A 19,390-nucleotide genomic window follows, 5' to 3' on the forward strand; every position below is an offset into this window, starting at 1 on the left:
GGTCGCGCTCGGTCTTGGTGACCTTGGACGCATCGACGATTTCGATCCCCGCATGGGCCATGTCGCGTTTCAGCACGCGCCATTGGCGCTGCTGTTCGGCCATCAGGCTGCCAGCGGCGGCGTTGACCTTTTCCAGCTGTTCGGCAGGCGTCAGGCCGTCGGGCGACACCACACGCACATGCTCGCGGACCTGACCTTTCAGGCCCGCCACGCGCGTCATGAAGAATTCGTCGAGGTTGTTTGCCGAGATCGACAGGAAACGGACCCGCTCCAGCAGGGGGTGCGCCTCGTTGGCGGCTTCCTCCAGCACACGGCCATTGAACTCCAGCCACGACAGTTCGCGGTTGATGAAGCGTTCCGGCGATTCCAGCAGGGCCTGATCAAGCTCCAACTGGGGCGCACGCGACGAGGGGACAACGTCGCCGGCCTTGGTCGTGGTGGGGGTGAAATCGGTCATAACCGATTAGTCGCTCGCGAGTGTGACGTTCGCAAGCGCGTTTGGACTGAAAACCTTAGGAAAGTCCTGCGGTAAAATCGCCTTCGAGCACCTGACGGGCCAAAACGCGCGTCACGGGGCGGTGGTACATGTCCAGACGGTCGACGATCATCTCCGCCGACTGGGCCGAGCGGTCGATACGGCGCACCAGATATTCGATAACGCCTTCGCCAGGCACGATGTTACGCGCGGCGAACGATCGTTTCAGCATGGCGGCCAGAATGACGTCATCGGGCACTTCGACGGCAATGGTCCGCACGGCGTTCAGGCGCGACTTCAGATCGGGCAGGCGCACCATCCACGATGCAGGCGGATCGCGCGACACCATCAAAAGGGCACCGCCGCCCGATTGCGTCAGGTTGATCAGGTGGAACAGGGCCTCGTCATCGGCCCCTTCGGCCTCTTCCAGCAGGACCGGACGGCCTTCCAGTTCCAGCGGGTCGCACCATGCCGCTTCCTCGCCATGCAGGGCGATAGCGCCGACGCGCTCGACCCATGCGGCGGCCATGTGGCTCTTGCCGCTGCCGGCAGGGCCATACAGCGCCATGATGGAGCCCGGCTCGGACGGCCAGTCTTCAAGGGCCTCGGCGGCGACGGCATTGGAGGTGGAGACCTCCAGATCCGCCGCACGACGCGACGTCTCCTGTTTGAGCGGGAGGCGTAGCTGCATCTGGGCCATATGAGCGCGATCTGCGGACATGACCTTTTCATACCAAGGTGTGACCGGGCCGTAAGGGGGCACCCTCTGTTGGGACCGTGGACGGAAGGGCGGGAATTGTGGATCAAACCTTCCCCTGTGGGCGGTTCTGGCGACGCCCTGTGGGAAAAATCACCGCCCCTGTGGTCCAATGGGGAAGAACCGACGTCACGGCGTTAGTCGAGCGCAGGGCGTGGAATCGACGGCCCGATAAAAACCCGACCACAGTCTCTCTATATAAGGGCCGAAAAACTTGACATTCGGGGGCAATAATGCGCCCTACGGCCTTCAATTTTCCGCCGCGCGCGCGGCGCTTTACCTGATCGATTCACTATGCACGCCTACCGCTCCCATACCTGCGGCGCGCTCCGCGCCTCTGATGCTGGTTCTTCCGTCCGCCTGTCGGGCTGGGTTCACCGTAAGCGTGACCACGGTGGCCTGCTGTTCATCGACCTGCGCGACCACTACGGCCTGACCCAGCTGGTCCTGCACCCCGAAACCCCGGGCTTTGAAGCCGTCGAGCGCCTGCGCGCCGAAAGCGTCATCAAGATCGACGGTGAAGTCGTTCTGCGCGAGGAAGGCACCGTCAACGCCAACCTGCCGACCGGCGAGATCGAAGTCCGCGTCAAGGGCGTCGAAATCCTGTCGGAAGCTGCTGAACTGCCGCTGCCGGTCTTTGGTGAGCCGGAATATCCGGAAGAAATCCGCCTGAAGAACCGCTTCCTCGACCTGCGCCGCGAGACCCTGCACAAGAACATCGTGCTGCGCTCCAAGGTGATCCACTCGATCCGCCAGCGCATGGTCAACCAAGGCTTCCTTGAGTACCAGACCCCGATCCTGACGGCCTCGTCGCCGGAAGGTGCCCGCGACTTCCTCGTGCCGTCGCGTATGCACCCGGGCAAGTTCTACGCCCTGCCGCAGGCCCCGCAGCAGTTCAAGCAGCTGCTGATGGTGTCGGGTTTCGACCGTTACTTCCAGATCGCACCGTGCTTCCGTGATGAGGACCTGCGCGCCGACCGTTCGCTGGAATTCTACCAGCTCGACGTGGAAATGAGCTTCGTCACGCAGGACGACGTCTTCCAGGCCATCGAGCCGCTGATGCACGGCCTGTTCACCGAGTTCGGTGAAGGCAAGCCGGTGTCGCCGATCGATCAGACCCACAGCTTCACCAACGACTTCGGCCAGACCATCGATCACAAGGGCTTCGAGCGTCTGACCTACGAACAGTCGATGAAGTGGTACGGTTCGGACAAGCCGGACCTGCGTAACCCGATCAAGATGCAGGACGTCTCGGAACACTTCCGTGACGGCGGCTTCGGTCTGTTCGCCAAGATCCTCGGCGCTGACGCCAAGAATGCCGTCTGGGCCATTCCGGCCCCGACCGGTGGTTCGCGCGCCTTCTGCGACCGCATGAACTCGTGGGCACAGGGTGAAGGCCAGCCGGGCCTCGGCTACATCTTCTGGTCGGACGACCAAGGTGCATGGGGCGGCCCGATCGCCAAGAACCTTGGCCAAGAGCCGACCGAAGCCCTGATGGCCAGCTTGGGTCTGGGCAAGGGCGACGCCGCCTTCTTCACCGCCGGTGATCCGGCTGTGTTCGCCAAGTTCGCTGGCCTTGCCCGTACCCGCGTCGGTACCGAGCTGAAGCTGGTGGACGAGAACCAGTTCAAATTCTGCTGGATCGTCGACTTCCCGATGTTCGAGTGGAATGAGGACGAGAAGAAGGTCGACTTCTCGCACAACCCGTTCTCGATGCCGCAAGGTGGTCTGGAAGCTCTTGAGAACCAAGACCCGCTCACCATCCGCGCCTACCAGTACGACATCGTCTGCAACGGCTATGAGCTGTGCTCGGGCGCGATCCGTAACCACAAGGCCGAGATCATGCTCAAGGCCTTCGAGATCGCCGGCTACGACCACACTGTGGTCGAAGAGCAGTTCGGCGGCATGCTGACCGCCTTCCGTTACGGCGCACCGCCGCACGGTGGTCTGGCTCCGGGCATCGACCGTATCGTCATGCTGCTGGCTGGCGAAACCGCCATCCGCGAAGTCATCGCCTTCCCGCTGAACCAGCAGGGCCAAGACCTGCTGATGAACGCTCCGGCCGAGGTCGAAGAGCGCCAGCTGAAGGAACTGTCGATCCGTACCCAACTGCCGCTTAAGTCTGCTTAAGTGGCTGGGCCGGACGGTCGCTGACAAATGAAAAGGGGCGGTCCGGTCGGATCGCCCCTTTTTCGTGTTTAGTTTTAAGCGCGGCCTAGCAGGTGCGGACGGTCAGGCCGCGGGGCAGGGCGGTCGAGCGGTCGCCGCAGGCCTGGTTGATCTGCGATTGGGTCAGATTGCGCGCGCCCGACAGATCGGCACCGCGAATGTCGGTGTTGCGCAGCTGGGCGTTGCGGAAGTTCGCATGGGACAGCATGGCGCGGCTGAGGCGGGCACCTTGCAACTGGGCATTGGCGAAGTTCGCACCCTGCAGCTTGGCTTGCGACAGGTTGGCGCCCATCAGTTCAGCGCGCGAGAAGTTGGCATCACGCGCATCGATACGGTCCAGCGAGGCACCGAACAGGCGGCTCTGGCTGAAGTCGGCACCGACGAGGATCGAGGCGGTAAAGACCGCACCGGCCAGATCGGCACTGTCGATCTTGGTCGCGTTCAGAGAGGCGTTACGGAAACCGGCGCCCATGGCGGTCACGCCGGTCAGGCGGGCGTTCTGAAGCGAGGTGTTCTGGAAGTTCGCCGCCGACAGGTTGGCACCGCTGAGGTCCGCACGGGTGAAGTTGGAACCCGTGAAGTTCGAGCTGAGCAGACGTGCGCCGCGCAGGTTCGAGCCGATCAGCGTCGCGCTGCGGAACGAGGCCCCCGTCAGGGTCGCCCCGCTCAGGTCGCGGCCCGAAAGCTCACAGCCGGTGCAGGTGCCGCCCAGCGAGATCACGCGGGCAACCTCGCGTTCCTGATAGGTCAGGGTGATAGCGTGAGCAGGCGCAGACAGCATCGCGCCGCCGACCATCGCGGCCAGCGTTGCTCCAAAGCCAATCCGGGCGAGTTTCTTGCTCATGGTCAAGGTTCATGCACCCATACTGCCGTTATGGCTACTTAAAACGCTGTAATGTTCGGGGCAGTCAGCAGGCACGCAGGGTTAAATGGGCCGGAAGAACGGTCGATCCGTCCCCACAGGCCTGATCCAACTGGCCCTGTGTCAGGCCGCGCGCGCCGCTAAGGTCGGAACCGGACAGATTGGCGCCCTCAAGCTTTGCCCCGCGCCAGTTGGCATTCTGAAACCAGACGCCGACCAGCGAGGCATTGGTCAGGTCCGCCCCCGACAGATCGGCCCCGCCGAGCACCGCGCCATAGGCATTGATGTCGCGCAGATCGGCATTGTTCAGGCGCACACGGTTCATCACGGCGAGCGTCAGATTGGCTTGCCGTAACCGCGCGCCCGACAGGTTAAGGCCAGAGCGCTCAAGCCCCGTCAGATCGGCCTGAAACAGGTTGCAGTTCGGGCAAGATGCGCCACCGCGTACACGCGCAATCTGGTCGTGATTCTGGGCAAGGGCCGAGGTCGCGAGCGCGAGGCCGGCCAGCAGGCCGAGCGAGAGAGAACGAAGGATCATGGCACACTTTCGGGATTGATCTGGGCCTTGGCCCTCAATCCAGCAAAAGCCGTGCCGTTATCCCTGCATCATCGGCGATGCGCCGCAGCTGTCGCAGGTCCAGCCGCCACCACGGTTCTGGAGGGCGAAATCACCGCATGACGGACAGGCGACCGCATCCGGCGAAACCGCCTTGGACGTAGGCGCTGTGGCGGGCTTCTTGCCGAACGGCACCACCACCAGATTGTCGGGCGCGGTGCCACGGGCGAAGCCCTTGGAGATGAAGCGGGTGGCCGGAATCGGCTCTGGATCGGCAGCCGGAACTTCCAGCCCGTCACCCCCAGCAGGCGCGGCATTGGCCAGCTCGTCACGGCCCAGATAGGACACGCCTAACTCGCGGAAGATGTAGTCGAGGATCGACGTCGCCGAGCGGATGGAATCATTGCCCGTCACGCGGCCCGCTGGCTCGAAGCGGGTGAAGACAAAGGCATCGACAAACTCGTCCAGCGGCACGCCGTATTGCAGGCCGATGCTGATGGCGATGGCGAAATTGTTCATCAGGCTGCGGAAGGCGGCACCTTCCTTGTGCATGTCTATGAAGATCTCGCCCAGTTCGCCGTCTTCGTATTCGCCGGTGTGGATATAGACCTTGTGGCCACCGACGGCGGCTTTCTGGATATAGCCCTTGCGGCGATCGGGCAGCTTGCGGCGCGTGCGGTCGCGCTCCACCACGCGTTCGATCACGCGGGGTGCTTCGGCCTCAATGGCCTCGCGCACCGCTTCGCGAACGGGGGCTTCGGGTACGGCGTCGAAATCAAAGCCGCTATCGGCGGGGGGATTCGCGCGGCGCAGGGTCAGGGCGCGCACGCCCTCGCGGGCGGCGTGGGAAATGGCCCGCGCCCCGTCCAGCAGGGTCTCGTCCCAATCCAGATCGATCGCCAGCGGTGAGGGGGTATCGCTGGCGGCATCGATGGCGGCGACCAGTTCGTCCTCGACCTCGGCGGCGGACATGGACAGCCAGCCACTGAGAGGCTCTGGCGCGGCGTCCCAACCGGCAAGGTCGTCATGGCCCAGAACCTTGAGGGTCGTGGCCGCGATATCCTGCGAACTGAAGCCCAGTTGCGGCAACAGCGATGCGCCATCCTCTGCGTCCAAACCAAGGACGTCGTGGATGAAGCCGCTATCCAGCACGGGGGTGCGGAAGATGTCGTCGAGGCTTTCGGCGTGGCCCAGCGCGATTTCCAGCCCTTCCAGCTCCAGTTCGGTGAAGCCGAGGTCGTGCAGGCTCTCGAAACTGATCGGGGTGTCGTCGGCAAGGGTACGCGTGCCGAACAGGTGGCGTTCGGCGGATTCGATATCGCCTGCGCGGCCAATGGCGTGGGCCAGTGCCGGACGCAGCCGCCAAGCCTGCTCACCGTCATCGGTCTGATAGCTGTCGCGATGGCTGAACGGCGATTGGCCAAGCCGCAGAGCAGGCTCGGCCTCATGGACAAACAGGCGAAGGCCGCGGTGATAGGCGGCGCTGTCGTCCTCCTGGCCGAGTATGGAGCCGAGGCGGATGGAGGTGCTGTCAAAGGCAATACGGATCGCTTCGGACACATCCTTGGCCAACGGCGACGGGCCTTCATGCCCCAGTCGCAGAGCGCAGTCGGCAAGGCCGCCAAGGCCGAAGGCCATGCGCCGTTGCGGGCTGGCGACCAATGCGGCGGCGCTCGTCCAAACGCGAACCAGTTCGGACAGGGCTGCAAATGCGTTGTCGCCCGCGATCGCGAACAGGCGTTCGATATCCAGCTGGACCCGCGCTTCCTGATCGGTCTGGGCGAGCGCGACGGCTTCGGCGTGGTCGAAGGTGATCAGCACCTCGCCCTCGACCGAGGCTTCGGCCAGTTGCAGGGCCAGAGAGCCCCCCGCAGCCAGCAGGTCGCGGTTGGCATCAACCACCAGACGCGGCACCTCGGCGTGGGATGCGGCCCCCAGCGGTTCGCCGTCGATGGCGCGAAGAATGTCAGCCTGTGACGCCCCACAGCGATGGGCGTGGGCGGCAGCGCGGGCTAGCGCCGGGTTGGTGTGCAGCGAGGCGCAGGCTTCCGGCGGGCCTTCACAGCGGATCACCGCATCGCGCACAGCCAGAAGGGCATCGTCGATAACCGCAAGGGCGGTCGAGGCTAGTCTGGCCCCGCGTGCGCGTCTGCGGAAATCATCCAGCCGGACGGCGGCATCCGGCTCGTTCAGCAGCAGAATGTCATAGGTGCGCGGATCGGTGGGCAGGGAAGGGGCGGCCAGACCCAGTTTGAGACTGGCAACCACCAACTGGCCGTCTGCCTCATCCAGCAGCGAAAGCTCGCGGCCCTTGGCGATCAGCGGCTCGGCCCAATCGGCCAGCGCTTCAAGGATATTGCCGCTGGTTTCCAACCGACGCGCGGTTGCGGGCACAAGGCGCGGTTCCAGCCAGTCGAGCCATGCCTCGATACGGGCGTCGGTCCAATCCGAAGGCGCAGTGATTTTCACAACGGATGAGGCCCGCTCGATCCGGCGTGATTCCAGATTTTGCTCTGGAACGGTGTTCAAAAAATCGACTGCGCTACTCATGGATTGCCTCCACGTTGGCACCAATGTCGCAGCCTAAAGCGGTGATTTGGCCCTGCTCAATAGATATTGCGGTGGTTCGGGGATTTACCCCCAAGATATTGGACCAAAGGTTTTTGCGGGATCGCTGGACGTGGCCGCTCTAGGTTTCTATTATCCCCGCGCCCGCAGGACTCCTTCCTGACGGTACGATTGATGTGAGTTCGACAACGTGCTGAGCAAGATTTTCACCTGGTGGAACGGTGCAACCATTGGCACCCTGTTCACGATCGGCAAGCGTGGCAGCCTGATCGGCACGGATGAGTTCGGTAACCGCTACTATCAGTCGCGCGACAACGTCTCCTATGACGGCCGCAAGCGTCGCTGGGTTGTCTATAACGGCTATGCCGAAGCCACCAAGGTTCCGCCGGAATGGCAGGGCTGGCTGCGCTACACCTATGACGAAGCCCCCAGCGAAAAGCCGCTGCCGCGCAAGGCCTATGAAAAGGCCCACATTCCGAACCTGACCGGCACGCCCTATGCCCGTCGTCCGCAAGGTTCGCTGGCTGCCATTGGCCAACGTCCGGCTGCGACCGGCGACTATCAGGCCTGGACGCCGGAATGAGTTTCCGCGCGGTACTGCTGGGCGGCTTTGTAGCCGCAGGCATGGGCCTGTCGGGGGCTGGCGTAACCGCCGCCCTGATGGACGTTCCGCAAGATGCAGTACCGGTGCAAGACCCTGTGGGTGACGCCCTGCGCGCCACCCAACAGCCTGACCCTCAACCCCAGACCCTTCCGGCGGGGACGCAGACCATCACGGTTGTCGATCCTGAATCGCCCGTCCCGCAGGAAGAAGCGCCCGCTGGCGGCGAGGTGACGGAAGAGGAAGCCACCGAAGAAGAGGTGGCCGCAGAAGAAGAGGTCGTCGAAACGACGGTCCGCAGCCGCCACCGCGTGGCTGTGATCCATGCCATCGACAAGACGACGGCGGAAAGCATGCGTTTCGAGGTCGAGGTGGGCGGTCGTCCGGTTCGATTCTCCAAGAGCCTGATCTTCAAGGTTCGTGCCTGCGAGATCACCGCCAGCAACGAAATCACCGAAGATTCCATCGCCTATGTCGAAGTGGGGGTTCAGCCGCGCGCTGACCGCGCCGCGACCGAGGCTCGTCAGATCTTCAAGGGCTGGATGTTCGCATCCTCGCCCAGCCTGAACGGCATGGAACACCCCGTTTATGACGCGTGGGTGGTGGGTTGTAAGACCCGCTAGGACAGGGCCGTTTCGACGGCGTCCTTACCCGACATCGGAACAGCCAGAGCCGCTGCATCCGCCTTGTGACGCAGGGCGGGGGCGAGTTTGCGAAGGTATGCCTGTTGCGGGATTTCCTGCGCGCCGAACTGGCTCAGGTGTTCGGTGATGAACTGGGCATCCAGCAGGGTGAAGCCCGCGCGCTTCAGGCGGGCCACCAGATGCACCAAGGCCACCTTTGACGCGTCGGTGCGGCGGCTGAACATGCTCTCGCCGAAAAAGGCGCTGCCCAGCGTCACGCCGTAAAGTCCGCCGAGCAGTACCTCGTCCTGCCAGCATTCCACGCTGTGGGCATGGCCGCGCGCGTGAAGCTCGGCATAGAGGCGTCGAATGGGGGCGTTGATCCACGTATCCTCGCGGCCCTTGGCGGGCGCGGCACAGGCATCCACAACGGCAAGGAAGGCCGTGTTCACGCGGATGTCGAACGGCTCCTGACGGACCGTGCGCCTGAGGCGGGTGGGGATGTGGAAGCCATCCAGCGGAAAGATGCCGCGCTGGTCCGGCTCAACGAGAAAGACGTGGGGATCATCCCGCGCCTCGCCCATAGGAAAGACCCCGTTCGCATAGCAACGAAGGAGGGCGTCGGCGTCAAACACCTCGCGCTCCGTCGCGCTGAAAACGGGGTCGTTCTCTTCGATCAAATCAGGCTTTCGCCTTTTGGGCAGCGGCCCATTTTTCCAGCCAGTGGATGTCGTAGTCGCCCGACAGGATGTCCGGCTCCTGCAACAGCTTCTGGAACAGCGGGATGGTGGTATCCACGCCGCCGACAACCGTTTCGCCCAGAGCGCGCTTCATGCGTGCCAGAGCTTCCTCGCGGTCGCGGCCATGCACGATCAGCTTGCCGATTAGGCTGTCGTAGTAAGGCGGGATCGAATAGCCCGAGAAGATCGCGCTATCCAGACGCACACCCAGACCGCCCGGCGCGTGGAAATCGGTCACGGTGCCCGGCGACGGGGTAAAGGTCTCGGCGTTCTCGGCGTTGATACGCACTTCGATCGCGTGGCCCTTGAACTGTACGTCTTCCTGCGTGAACGACAGCGGCAGACCGGCGGCGATGCGGATTTGCTCGCGCACCAGATCGACGCCCGTGATCATTTCGGTGACCGGGTGTTCGACCTGCAGACGGGTGTTCATCTCGATGAAGAAGAACTCGCCATCTTCCCACAGGAACTCGATGGTGCCGACGCCGAGGTAGCCGATGGCGGCAATGGCCTTGTTGACCACTTCACCGATCTTGGCACGGCCTTCCGGCGACAGGGCAGGCGACGGAGCTTCTTCCAGCACCTTCTGGTGGCGACGTTGCAGCGAGCAGTCGCGTTCGCCGAGGTGGACCACGTTACCGTGGCTGTCGGCGATGACCTGGATCTCGATGTGGCGCGGCTTCTGGAGGTAGCGTTCCATATAGACGGCACCGTTGCCGAAGGCGGCCAGCGCCTCGGACTGTGCGGTCTGGACAGCTTCGACCAGATCGTCGGCGGTCATGGCGACCTTCATGCCGCGACCGCCGCCGCCAGCGGCAGCCTTGACGATCAGCGGGAAGCCGATGGTCTTGGACGCTTCGATGGCCTGTTCGACGGTCTCGACCTCGCCATCCGAACCCGGAACGACGGGGATGCCGGCGTCCTTGACGGTCTGTTTGGCGGTGATCTTGTCACCCATGACACGGATGTGTTCCGGCTTCGGACCGATGAAGGTCATGCCGTGGGCTTCGATGATCTCGGCGAAGCGGGCGTTTTCCGACAGGAAGCCGTAACCCGGGTGGATCGCCTGCGCGCCGGTGATTTCACAGGCGGCGATGATCTGCGGGATGTTCAGATACGACTTGGCAGCCGGAGCCGGACCGATGCAGACGCTCTCGTCGGCCAGACGCACCCACATGGCACCGCGGTCGGCTTCCGAGTGGATGGCCACCGTCGAGATGCCCATTTCCTTACAGGCGCGATGCACCCGAAGGGCGATTTCGCCGCGGTTGGCGATGAGGACCTTGGTGAACATGGTCAGGCTCAGGCTTCCAGAACGACCAGAGCTTCACCGAACTCGACCGGCTGTGCGTCGCCGACGAGGATTTCAGCCACCACGCCGTCGCGCGGTGCAACGATCGGGTTCATGGTCTTCATGGCCTCGATGATCAGCAGGGTCTGGCCCTTCTTGACCTTGGCACCAGCCGAAACGAACGGCGCAGCACCCGGAGCCGGTTGCAGATAGGCGGTGCCGACCATCGGCGACTTCACTTCCTCACCCGAACGGGTAGCCGGAGCGGCGGCAGCGGCCGGAGCAGCAGCGGCAGGGGCGGCAGCCGGAGCGGCGACCGGAGCCGGAGCGGCGGCGTATTGGACCGGAGCGGCGGCGACGGTGACTTCGCGCTTCACCTTGATCTTCAGATCGTCCTTTTCGACTTCGATCTCGGTCAGCTCGGTCTCGTTCAGGATGTTGGCGAGGGCGCGGACCAGTTCGGCGTCGATAGCGGTGTGTTTGTCGGACATCTTTGTCTCTTCTCGTGTACTTACGCCGTTAGCCCTTAGGCGCGACGGATCATGTTCAGGGCCGCTTTCACGGCCAGTTCGTATCCCTGTACGCCCAGACCGGCGATCACGCCGGTGGCTGCCAGTGACACATAGGAGTGGTGCCTGAAGGCCTCGCGCGCGGCGGGGTTCGACAGGTGGCACTCGATGACGGGAATGCTCAGGGTTTTCAGCGCGTCGTACAGGGCCACAGAGGTGTGGGTGTAGGCGGCTGGATTGATGATGAGGGCAGATGCCTTGGTGCGGGCTTCCTGAATCCAGTCGACCAGTTGGCCTTCATGGTTGGATTGCAGGAACACCACCGACGCGCCGTCGGCCGCCGCTTCGCAGCGCTTGCGGACATCGTCGAGGGTGTCATGGCCATAGATGTCCGGCTCACGCTCTCCGAGGAGATTGAGGTTCGGGCCGTTCAGGACATAGAGGACAGGCGCTTCGGGCATTCGCTCGTATTGTTGAACGCGCGGGATGCGCGCGGAGTCGTGGACTTTCTAGCCTGACTTGGCATCGGACGCCAAGCATTCGCGCAATTTCTTGACGCTACGTCAGGTCGGGGCGTGTTAAATCAAGTGGATGCAAGTCGCAATGCGGCGTTACAGCGCCAACTCGCCGCGGGCGGTGACCACACATTGGCCGCCGACATACAGCTGACCGTTCGAGTCGGCGGACAGGCGGATGTGACCGTCGCGCCCCACGCAGCGGCCCTGACGCGAGGCATAGGTCCAGTCGCGCTCCGGCACCTGTCCGTAATGGCGGCGATAGGCAGCCACCGCACCATTGCCGCTGCCGCAGACCGGATCTTCCGGCACGCCGTCGCAAAAGGCGAAGGACCGCACCTCGATAGAGCCGTCCGGATAGCGGGCAAACAGGGACACGCCGGTCAGGTTGTTGTCGGTTTCGATGCGGGCGCAGGCAACAGGATCGGGGCGCGAGGCCATCAGGGCCTCAACGCTTTCGACCTCTACCACGCCCCATGCGATCCCGACATCGACCGAGGTGAAGGGCAGGTCGGCCAGCGGCGCGGCATAGGCGGCGCTCAGCCCCTGCTTCGCGGCGTCGGGCAATTGGATGAAACGCGCGTCCGGCAGTGCCAGCACGAAGGTGGACGTCGCCTGATCGACGGTGATGCCGACAAGGCCCGCCTTGCACTGCTGGACCAGCTTGCCGTCACGCGGGCTGTGCAAGCCGCTTTCGACGATAGCCTTGGCGCTGCCCAATGTCGGATGTCCGGCAAAGGCCAGTTCCGAGGCGGGGGTGAAGATACGCAGTTGATAGTCCGCTCCATCGACCGTGGCGGGCAGGACGAAGGTGGTCTCCGACAGATTGGTCCAGCGGGCGATGGCCTGCATCCGCTCGGTCGTCAGTCCTTCGGCATCCAGAATGACCGCGACCGGATTGCCCATCAGTGGCTGATCCGAAAAGGCATCCACGACCCAGTATCGACGCGTCATCTTACTTCCCCATGATAAGCTTACATCCGACCCATGATCGGGGCTGTTGGCGACAATAGGGCTGTGGTCCCTGATTGAGTTAGCCGCCGCATCACCCCATATTCCAGCGCATGCCCGATGCGGAAGGCGCGGGGCGTGTCTGGAGCGAAGAATTGCGTATCGAAGTGAACGGGCAGGGGCGTGAAACCGCCGCCACCACGGTTCTGGGCCTGATCGAAGAGCTGTCGCTGGACCCGCGCAAGGTCGCGGTCGAGCGCAATCTGGAGATTGTGCCGCGTTCGCTGCACGGCTCCACCGAACTGGCCGAAGGCGACAAGATCGAGCTGGTCCAGTTCGTCGGCGGCGGCTGAGCCAGATCAAATCCCGTATCGCGGCTTTAATGCGGGGCGGGTTGCGGCTAACTGTTCGTCATGACCGAATCCGCACCTCGCACTGATAGCTGGACCGTCGCTGGTCGCACCTTCAACTCCCGCCTGATCGTGGGCACGGGCAAATACCGTGACTATGAGCAGAACTCCGCCGCTGTTGTGGCCTCGGGCGCGGAAATGGTGACGGTGGCCGTGCGCCGCGTGAACCTGACCGATCCGGGCCAGCCGGTCCTGACGGACTATATCGATCCCAAGAAATACACCTACCTGCCGAACACGGCGGGCTGCTTCACCGCAGAGGACGCCATGCGTACCCTGCGCCTTGCGCGTGAGGCCGGTGGCTGGACGCTGGTGAAGCTGGAAGTCCTGTCGGAGCAGAAGCACCTGTATCCGGACATGGAAGAGACCCTTCGCGCGCTGAAGCTGCTGACCGCAGAGGGTTTCGAGGTCATGGTCTATTGCACCGATGATCCCGTCTATGCCCGCAAGCTGGAAGACGCCGGTGCCGTGGCCATCATGCCGCTGGGCGCGCCGATCGGCTCGGGTCTGGGCATCCAGAACCCGATCAACATCCGTATGATCGTGGAACAGTCCAAGGTTCCGGTTCTGGTGGACGCGGGCGTGGGCACGGCGTCGGACGCTGCTGTGGCTATGGAGCTGGGCTGCGACGGCGTGCTGATGAACACCGCCATCGCCGAGGCCCGCGATCCGGTGCTGATGGCCAGCGCCATGAAGCACGCGGTCATCGCCGGTCGTGAATCCTATCTGGCGGGCCGTATGAAGAAGCGGATGTTCGCCGATCCGTCCTCGCCGCTGGCGGGCCTGATCTAAGACAGCAAAAGGGCCGGAGAGCAGATCGCTTTCCGGCCCTTTTTGTATTTGTCGTCGGCTTATTTAGCCGCCTGGATCATCTTTTCGACGTCTGCCGGATCGATGCTGGCGCTGGTCTTGCCGTTGACGAAGAAGGTCGGCGTGCCACGCAGTTGCAGGGTCATGCCGATGGTGTGGATGTCGGCGATCTGACGGACGGTATCGGGCGAGCCCATGACCTGTTTCGCTTGCGCCAGATTGACGCCGTTCTCGGTCAGGATTTCATCGACGGTCTGCTGATCCAGCGAACGCTCGGCCATCAGGGCATTGTGGACGGCCAGATATTTGCCCTGAGCATTGGCGGCCAGCGCCGCGCGGGCAGCATAGTTGGACGTAACCGTGCTGCCGTTATCGAGGATGGGCCATTCCTTGAAGACAAAGCGCACATCCGGATGGCGGGCCATCATCTCGCGATAGGGGGCAGCCACGGCCTTACAACCCGGGCAGCGATAGTCGAAGAACTGGATCACCGTGACCTTGGCGTTCTCCGGTCCGACGGCGGGATCGCGCGGGTCGTGGGCCAACAGGTTGGCGTTCTCGGCGGCAGCCTTGTCGATGGCGGCGGTGGCGTTCTGTTCCTCGGCCACCTGACGGGCTTGCAGCATTTCGTCGAGGATCTGCGGATTGCTCAGCAGATAGTTGCGAACCTTGCCCTCGGTCCCCACGCCCATGAACGACAGTCCGGCCAGAACCAGCGCCGCCGCCGAAATAGCGATGGCCGCGCCGGTCATGACCGAGTTGCTGGTGCCGCCGTTGCGCGACGTGTCTTTGGCGGGCGCAGCCGGTGTTTCAGGCGTGTTCGGTGGCGTATCGGTCATAAGGTCAGAAACTCTCGGGGGTAGGGGGGCGCATCAGTTCGAGCGCGGCGGCTCGACCTGTTGGCCACGACGCTGTTGGTTTCGGCGCTCGGCGGCGGCGATATCATCTTCGGATGCACCCGAAGACAGGACGATGTCGGTGGCGCGGCGCCATTCGATGCTGTTGCGGTCCAGCATGTCGCGGGCACGCAGGGCAAACTCGTTCGCCTGACGCGTCTGGCCAAGGGCGAACCAGTATTCGGCAGAGGCGAGGCGGGCTTCACCTTCCTTGCCCTGCTGGGCATAGGCTTGTGACAGCAGCCGCCAGCCCATGGTGTTATTGTCTTCGCGGGCGAGGGCGTATTTCAGCTCGGTCTCGGCCTTGGCGACATTCTCCGTCGTGCCGCTTTCCAGCAGGGCGTGGGCGAAGTTGATCCGCAGCAGCGGCGCTTCCGGAAGCAGGGCGACCGCGCGGCTGTGCGCCTCAAGAGCCTCGGCGGGGCGACCCTCTTCGAAGATGATCTGGCCCTTCAGTTCCCACAGATACGGGTTCTCGGGTTGTTCGGCCAAAAGGGCGTCGACGCCTTCCAGTGCCTGATGGGTTTGGCCGTCGCGATACCACGCAATCGCGCGGGCATAGCGGGCAGGGAAGCTGGTGTCGGTCGATGGATATTCGCGCAAGGTCGTTTGCGGCGGCTGCATGAAGCCGCGGATCTTGGCGATCACCAGTGCATGTTGGGCCAGACGCTCTTCGCTGTCGCGCTTGTCGTAGTGCGAGCCGCGCTCGACCGGACCGCGCAGGGCGGCGATACGCTGTGACGACAGCGGGTGGCTGCGGAAATAAGGGAAGCGACGGGCGTCCGAGAACACTTCCTGCGAGCGGAAGTTCTCGAAGAACTCTACCAGACCGCGACCGGATTCTCCGGCGCGTTCCAAAGCGCGGGCACCCGTAATATCGGCTTCGCCTTCCTGCGACTGCATGTAGCGCAATGCGCCCAGCGTGCCGAAATACTGGCTGGAGGCCAGCAGGGCCGCGCCCGCATCCGGCGCACCGGCAATGGCCGCCAGCGCCCCCAGCGCCATGGTCATGATCATGGGCTGCATGCCGGCGTTTTGGACGCCGTCGCGCAGGGTGTGGCGGTTTTTGATGTGGCCCGCTTCGTGGGCAATGACGCCCAGCAGCTGGTTCGGGGTCTTGGTCTCGAGGATCAGGCCGGTGTTCAGGCCCATGATCCGGCCACGCGTCGCCCAGGCGTTCATGCTCTCGTCGTTGACGAGCAGGATTTCGACTTCCTCGGGATCAAGTCCCATGGCGGTCAGCGTCGGGGCGGACCATTCGTCGATAATGCCTTCGATCTCGGTATCGCGGATCAGGCTTTGTGCCGAAGCGGGGAGGGCGGCGAGCATAAGCGCAGCCGCCGCCGTCCCTGCAGCGAGCAGACGGGGAAAAGTAGAGGAAAACCGGTTCATGGCGAACTCCACAGCGACGGCCTCCCTCTAGTCTTCACGTCAAATCATGGCCGATCAACGGCGCCACCAGCCGCGTTTCGGCTTTTCAGGCGGCGCAACGATCTGGTTTGGATCGTTGGCGATGATGTCTTCCAAGGCAACCGGCTCGTTTGCCGCAGGGGCTTCGGCAGTCTCTGCAACCGGAGCCTCGACCTTGGCCGGAGCCATAGCCTCGATAGCGGCCTCTACAGCCTGTTCGATGGCAAAGGCCTCGGTCGGGGTGACGTCCAGTTCAGCCGGAACGGCGGCTGCTTCGGCAGCTTCCTTGGCGTCGCGGGCGCGTTCCGTGGCCTTCTCGACGATGCGGTCGTCGGGGATGACGGCCACGAACGGCGGTTGATCGTCAGCGGCAGCTTCTGCAGCGGCTTCCGGTGCAGCGGCCTCGGCGCGGGTCTTGCGACGGACGCGGCGACGCTTGGGCGCTTCCTCGACGGCGGCTTCGACCGTTGCTTCGGCTTCGGCAGCGGGTTCGGCTTCGATCACGGTTGCGATGGGGGCGTCCGGATCACCTTCCGGCAGCATGCCTTCGTTGGCGGCGCGGTCCTCGACCTTGATGTCCGAGGCGGTTTCACCGTTTTCGCGGTTACGGCCACGGCCACGACCACGACGGCGGCGCGAACGACGGCCTTCGCCTTCGCCCTTTACCTCTTCCAGCGATGGCACTTCGCCTTCGACGCCTTCGACAGCGGCATCAGCGACCGGTCGCGGGGCGCGTTCCGGACGTTCCGGACGCTGCGGGTTCAGCGGGTCAAACCACACATACGGGTCGTCCAGCGACGGGGTGCGGCCACGAACCCAGGTATAGACGTCGCGATCACCGTCCTCGCGGCTGCGGCGACCACCACGGCGGCCACGACGGCGACGGCCACCACGGCCTTCTTCTTCTTCCTCGTCGGAAGCGGCGGCTTCGACTTCATCGTCACGACGGCCACCGCGACGGCGGCGGCGGCGGCGACCGCTACGGCCCTCGTCGTCACGCTCGGCACGTTCGCCGTCTTCGCCCTCTTCATCGCTGTCGTCGTCAGAGGCGTCGGCGACGAGGTCTTCGTCCTCTTCTTCCTCTTCCTCGTCAAAGACGGCGTGGTCGTCGATACCGTCATCCAGAACCGACAGGTCGATCTGGCTTTGCGGAGCCACGAACTCTTCGTTGGTTTCGGTGCGGTCGATGTGGTGTTCGCCCTGAGCCAGCGAGTCATCGATCTGGACGATGACCTTCAGGCCGCGCATCTGCTCCAGACGCTGCAGATAGTCGCGCTTGTGGTTCAGGATATAGATGGCCACGGCGCTGCTGACGCGCAGGATGATGCAGCCGGCGCCATTGCGACCCGCTTCGATCTCTACGGCGCGCAGGGTGGTGAGCGAGGCGCTTTCCGCCGAGCGGACACGGCCCGTGCCCTGACAGCAGGCGCAAGCCTCGGTCGCGCCCTCGATCACGCCCAGACGGCGGCGCTGGCGGCTGATTTCCATCAGTCCGAAAGGCGAGATGCGGCCCATCTGGATGCGGGCGCGGTCCTTGGACAGGGCGTCCTTCAGGACCTTTTCGACGGTGCGGTTGTTCTTGGCCTCATCCATGTCGATGAAGTCGATGACAACCAGACCGGCCAAGTCGCGCAGGCGCAACTGGCGCGCAGCCTCAACGGCGGCTTCGATATTGGTTTTGACGGCGGTCTGTTCGACGTTGCGTTCCTTGGTCGAACGACCCGAGTTCACGTCGATGGCCACCAGGGCTTCGGTCTGGTTGATGACCAGATAGCCGCCCGATTTCAGCGGAACCACCGGCTGGTGAATCTGCGTCAGCACTTCCTCGATGCCGTTCGAGGCGAACAGCGGGCGGGTGCCTTGGTACAGGTGGATCTTCTTGGCCTGCGACGGCATCAGCACGCGCATGAAGTCACGCGCCTGTTTGAAGCCTTCGATGCCTTCGACCTGAATGCCGTCGAAATCCTTGTCGTACATGTCGCGCACGGCGCGGCGGACAAGGTTTTCTTCTTCATAGATGACGGCAGGAGCCGTCGACTTCAGCGTCGTCTCGCGGATCGTTGACCACAGACGCAGCAGGTATTCATAGTCGCGCTTGATCTCGGCACGGGTGCGCTTGGCACCGGCGGTGCGGATGATCAGGCCCATGCCTTCCGGCACCTTCAGAGCCGCAGCGGCAGCTTTCAGGCGGCGGCGGTCCGACGTGTTGGTGATCTTGCGGCTGATACCGCCGCCCTTGCCGGTGTTCGGCATCAGGACGCAGTAACGGCCCGCCAGCGACAGCCAGGTGGTCAGGGCCGCGCCCTTGGCACCGCGCTCGTCTTTGACGACCTGCACCAGCAGGACCTGACGGCGCTTGATGACGTCCTGAATCTTGTAGCGACGCATCAGGCGGCGCTTCAGACGTTCCTCGTCGGCCAGACGGCCTTCGGCGTCGGCTTCGTCGTCCGCGTGTTCGCGGCCCAGATCGTCGTCGTCCTCATCCTCGTCACCGGCTTCGGCCATGATGGCTTCGCGGTCGGCGACCGGGATTTGGTAGTAATCCGGATGGATTTCGTTGAAGGCGAGGAAACCGTGACGGTTGCCGCCATATTCAACAAAGGCTGCCTGAAGGCTCGGCTCTACGCGCGTAACCTTGGCGAGGTAGATGTTGCCGCGGAGCTGGCGTCGGCCGCGGGATTCAAAATCGAATTCCTCAACCTGGCGGCCGTCCACGATAGCGACGCGCGTTTCTTCCGCGTGCGCCGCATCGATCAGCATTGTCTTGGACATGTAGGGTGGTCTCTCTAAGGCGCGCCAGCCCGTGCCCCGCGAGGTTTCTCGCATGGATTGACCCCGTCAGCAGGGGAGCGGCTCGCCGAATGTGGAAGGGGCCACGCGCGCACATCGTCGCCTCGCGGAACGCGAGGTCGGCATTCAATTGCCGGACGGTGACGCAGGCTTTTTGGCCCATGGGTTCTGTCGGTCCGGGGATTGGTCGCGCCAACATTAAAGAGGCTGCGGTCCAAACCCGCTTGATCCTAGGGCAGGGAGCGTTGCTAACCCGCCGTCGGAATAGGGTGAATAAACTAGCGTTGCCGCGAGGAGGGCGAGCCCGACGCCGCACAGGGGCGTAGGCGCGATCGGTCGCGGTCCATGAACAATAGGCGCCATTCTGACAAAAAGCAAAACCCAACTTGAAATGTACCGATGTTATCGAGCGATGGTATGCAAACGCGGGTCGGAGACGCTACAGTGTTTCGAAGCG

At 63.7% G+C, this 19,390-nt stretch carries 17 protein-coding genes and 1 pseudogene; 5 read left to right on the forward strand and 13 right to left on the reverse strand.

Features of this window, described 5'->3' with window-relative positions; genetic code table 11:
* A pseudogene (locus Q0Y42_RS06835) lies at positions 1 to 457 on the reverse strand (RNA degradosome polyphosphate kinase); the annotation flags it as partial.
* Between the two features lie 55 nt (positions 458 to 512).
* A complete protein-coding gene (locus Q0Y42_RS06840) occupies positions 513 to 1,196 on the reverse strand; it encodes a DnaA/Hda family protein (RefSeq protein WP_297801631.1) in 684 nt (227 codons plus the stop codon).
* A 330-nt stretch (positions 1,197 to 1,526) separates the two neighbouring features.
* On the opposite strand from Q0Y42_RS06840, the gene aspS reads away from it, so the two are divergent.
* Complete coding sequence (gene aspS / locus Q0Y42_RS06845; RefSeq protein WP_297801633.1) at positions 1,527 to 3,362, forward strand: aspartate--tRNA ligase; 1,836 nt, start codon at positions 1,527 to 1,529, stop codon at positions 3,360 to 3,362.
* Between the two features lie 85 nt (positions 3,363 to 3,447).
* Here aspS and Q0Y42_RS06850 read toward each other — a convergent pair whose 3' ends face one another.
* The 3 genes from Q0Y42_RS06850 to Q0Y42_RS06860 all read right to left on the reverse strand — a co-directional run bounded on the left by Q0Y42_RS06850 (position 3,448) and on the right by Q0Y42_RS06860 (position 7,369).
* Entirely contained in the window at positions 3,448 to 4,245 is a 798-nt protein-coding gene (locus Q0Y42_RS06850) for a pentapeptide repeat-containing protein (RefSeq protein ID WP_297801635.1), read from the reverse strand.
* A 64-nt stretch (positions 4,246 to 4,309) separates the two neighbouring features.
* Positions 4,310 to 4,801 carry a pentapeptide repeat-containing protein gene (locus Q0Y42_RS06855; RefSeq protein WP_297801637.1) on the reverse strand — a complete coding sequence of 164 codons (492 nt, stop codon included), beginning with the start codon at positions 4,799 to 4,801 and terminating at the stop codon, positions 4,310 to 4,312.
* 57 nt (positions 4,802 to 4,858) lie between these two features.
* Positions 4,859 to 7,369: a TSCPD domain-containing protein gene (locus tag Q0Y42_RS06860; protein ID WP_297801639.1), complete on the reverse strand. Its 2,511-nt coding sequence runs from the start codon at positions 7,367 to 7,369 to the stop codon at positions 4,859 to 4,861.
* Positions 7,370 to 7,577: 208 nt separating this feature from the next.
* Here Q0Y42_RS06860 and Q0Y42_RS06865 point away from each other — a divergent pair, with 208 nt between their 5' ends.
* Positions 7,578 to 7,970 (forward strand): NADH:ubiquinone oxidoreductase subunit NDUFA12, encoded by a 393-nt coding sequence (locus Q0Y42_RS06865; RefSeq protein WP_297801641.1) that lies wholly within the window; start codon positions 7,578 to 7,580, stop codon positions 7,968 to 7,970.
* Positions 7,967 to 8,611 (forward strand): DUF2155 domain-containing protein, encoded by a 645-nt coding sequence (locus tag Q0Y42_RS06870; RefSeq protein ID WP_297801643.1) that lies wholly within the window; start codon positions 7,967 to 7,969, stop codon positions 8,609 to 8,611. Before Q0Y42_RS06865 ends, Q0Y42_RS06870 begins: the two co-directional genes overlap by 4 nt.
* Here the strand turns inward: Q0Y42_RS06870 and aat are convergent.
* The 5 genes from aat to Q0Y42_RS06895 form a co-directional block, all read right to left on the reverse strand.
* The gene (gene aat, locus Q0Y42_RS06875; protein ID WP_297801673.1) at positions 8,608 to 9,246 is read right to left on the reverse strand and encodes a leucyl/phenylalanyl-tRNA--protein transferase; all 639 of its coding nucleotides are present in this window, start codon (positions 9,244 to 9,246) and stop codon (positions 8,608 to 8,610) included. The two genes, Q0Y42_RS06870 and aat, sit on opposite strands and share 4 nt — an antisense overlap.
* Positions 9,247 to 9,292: 46 nt before the next feature.
* Complete coding sequence (accC, locus tag Q0Y42_RS06880) at positions 9,293 to 10,645, reverse strand: acetyl-CoA carboxylase biotin carboxylase subunit (RefSeq protein WP_297801645.1); 1,353 nt, start codon at positions 10,643 to 10,645, stop codon at positions 9,293 to 9,295.
* Between the two features lie 8 nt (positions 10,646 to 10,653).
* The gene (accB, locus tag Q0Y42_RS06885; protein ID WP_297801646.1) at positions 10,654 to 11,133 is read right to left on the reverse strand and encodes an acetyl-CoA carboxylase biotin carboxyl carrier protein; all 480 of its coding nucleotides are present in this window, start codon (positions 11,131 to 11,133) and stop codon (positions 10,654 to 10,656) included.
* Between the two features lie 35 nt (positions 11,134 to 11,168).
* The gene (aroQ, locus tag Q0Y42_RS06890) at positions 11,169 to 11,612 is read right to left on the reverse strand and encodes a type II 3-dehydroquinate dehydratase (protein WP_297801647.1); all 444 of its coding nucleotides are present in this window, start codon (positions 11,610 to 11,612) and stop codon (positions 11,169 to 11,171) included.
* Positions 11,613 to 11,762: 150 nt separating this feature from the next.
* Positions 11,763 to 12,620: a PhzF family phenazine biosynthesis protein gene (locus Q0Y42_RS06895; RefSeq protein ID WP_297801648.1), complete on the reverse strand. Its 858-nt coding sequence runs from the start codon at positions 12,618 to 12,620 to the stop codon at positions 11,763 to 11,765.
* 152 nt (positions 12,621 to 12,772) lie between these two features.
* Between Q0Y42_RS06895 and thiS the strand changes: the two genes are divergently transcribed.
* A complete protein-coding gene (gene thiS, locus Q0Y42_RS06900; RefSeq protein ID WP_297801675.1) occupies positions 12,773 to 12,970 on the forward strand; it encodes a sulfur carrier protein ThiS in 198 nt (65 codons plus the stop codon).
* A 60-nt stretch (positions 12,971 to 13,030) separates the two neighbouring features.
* Positions 13,031 to 13,819, forward strand: coding sequence for a thiazole synthase (locus tag Q0Y42_RS06905; protein WP_297801649.1), 789 nt, complete (start codon positions 13,031 to 13,033; stop codon positions 13,817 to 13,819).
* A 59-nt stretch (positions 13,820 to 13,878) separates the two neighbouring features.
* Here the strand turns inward: Q0Y42_RS06905 and Q0Y42_RS06910 are convergent, their stop codons facing one another.
* The 3 genes from Q0Y42_RS06910 to Q0Y42_RS06920 are packed head-to-tail and all read right to left on the reverse strand — an operon-like array spanning position 13,879 to position 18,915.
* Positions 13,879 to 14,676 (reverse strand): thioredoxin domain-containing protein, encoded by a 798-nt coding sequence (locus tag Q0Y42_RS06910; RefSeq protein ID WP_297801650.1) that lies wholly within the window; start codon positions 14,674 to 14,676, stop codon positions 13,879 to 13,881.
* Between the two features lie 33 nt (positions 14,677 to 14,709).
* Positions 14,710 to 16,125 (reverse strand): M48 family metalloprotease, encoded by a 1,416-nt coding sequence (locus Q0Y42_RS06915; protein ID WP_297801651.1) that lies wholly within the window; start codon positions 16,123 to 16,125, stop codon positions 14,710 to 14,712.
* A 54-nt stretch (positions 16,126 to 16,179) separates the two neighbouring features.
* A complete protein-coding gene (locus Q0Y42_RS06920; protein ID WP_297801652.1) occupies positions 16,180 to 18,915 on the reverse strand; it encodes a ribonuclease E/G in 2,736 nt (911 codons plus the stop codon).
* Between the last annotated feature and the right edge of the window lie 475 nt (positions 18,916 to 19,390).

Origin of the sequence: uncultured Brevundimonas sp. (assembly GCF_947305955.1) — a bacterium.
GTDB lineage: Bacteria > Pseudomonadota > Alphaproteobacteria > Caulobacterales > Caulobacteraceae > Brevundimonas.

What these genes read in the sequence shown, in the direction of transcription:
- Q0Y42_RS06910 (WP_297801650.1), bottom strand. Translation starts at nt 14,676, where the DNA reads ATGACCGATACGCCACCGAACACGCCTGAAACACCGGCTGCGCCCGCC.
- aspS (WP_297801633.1), top strand. Translation starts at nt 1,527, where the DNA reads ATGCACGCCTACCGCTCCCATACCTGCGGCGCGCTCCGCGCCTCTGAT.
- Q0Y42_RS06860 (WP_297801639.1), bottom strand. Translation starts at nt 7,369, where the DNA reads ATGAGTAGCGCAGTCGATTTTTTGAACACCGTTCCAGAGCAAAATCTG.
- Q0Y42_RS06870 (WP_297801643.1), top strand. Translation starts at nt 7,967, where the DNA reads ATGAGTTTCCGCGCGGTACTGCTGGGCGGCTTTGTAGCCGCAGGCATG.
- Q0Y42_RS06915 (WP_297801651.1), bottom strand. Translation starts at nt 16,125, where the DNA reads ATGAACCGGTTTTCCTCTACTTTTCCCCGTCTGCTCGCTGCAGGGACG.
- Q0Y42_RS06895 (WP_297801648.1), bottom strand. Translation starts at nt 12,620, where the DNA reads ATGACGCGTCGATACTGGGTCGTGGATGCCTTTTCGGATCAGCCACTG.
- Q0Y42_RS06855 (WP_297801637.1), bottom strand. Translation starts at nt 4,801, where the DNA reads ATGATCCTTCGTTCTCTCTCGCTCGGCCTGCTGGCCGGCCTCGCGCTC.
- aroQ (WP_297801647.1), bottom strand. Translation starts at nt 11,612, where the DNA reads ATGCCCGAAGCGCCTGTCCTCTATGTCCTGAACGGCCCGAACCTCAAT.
- Q0Y42_RS06840 (WP_297801631.1), bottom strand. Translation starts at nt 1,196, where the DNA reads ATGTCCGCAGATCGCGCTCATATGGCCCAGATGCAGCTACGCCTCCCG.
- Q0Y42_RS06905 (WP_297801649.1), top strand. Translation starts at nt 13,031, where the DNA reads ATGACCGAATCCGCACCTCGCACTGATAGCTGGACCGTCGCTGGTCGC.
- accC (WP_297801645.1), bottom strand. Translation starts at nt 10,645, where the DNA reads ATGTTCACCAAGGTCCTCATCGCCAACCGCGGCGAAATCGCCCTTCGG.
- accB (WP_297801646.1), bottom strand. Translation starts at nt 11,133, where the DNA reads ATGTCCGACAAACACACCGCTATCGACGCCGAACTGGTCCGCGCCCTC.
- Q0Y42_RS06920 (WP_297801652.1), bottom strand. Translation starts at nt 18,915, where the DNA reads ATGTCCAAGACAATGCTGATCGATGCGGCGCACGCGGAAGAAACGCGC.
- Q0Y42_RS06850 (WP_297801635.1), bottom strand. Translation starts at nt 4,245, where the DNA reads ATGAGCAAGAAACTCGCCCGGATTGGCTTTGGAGCAACGCTGGCCGCG.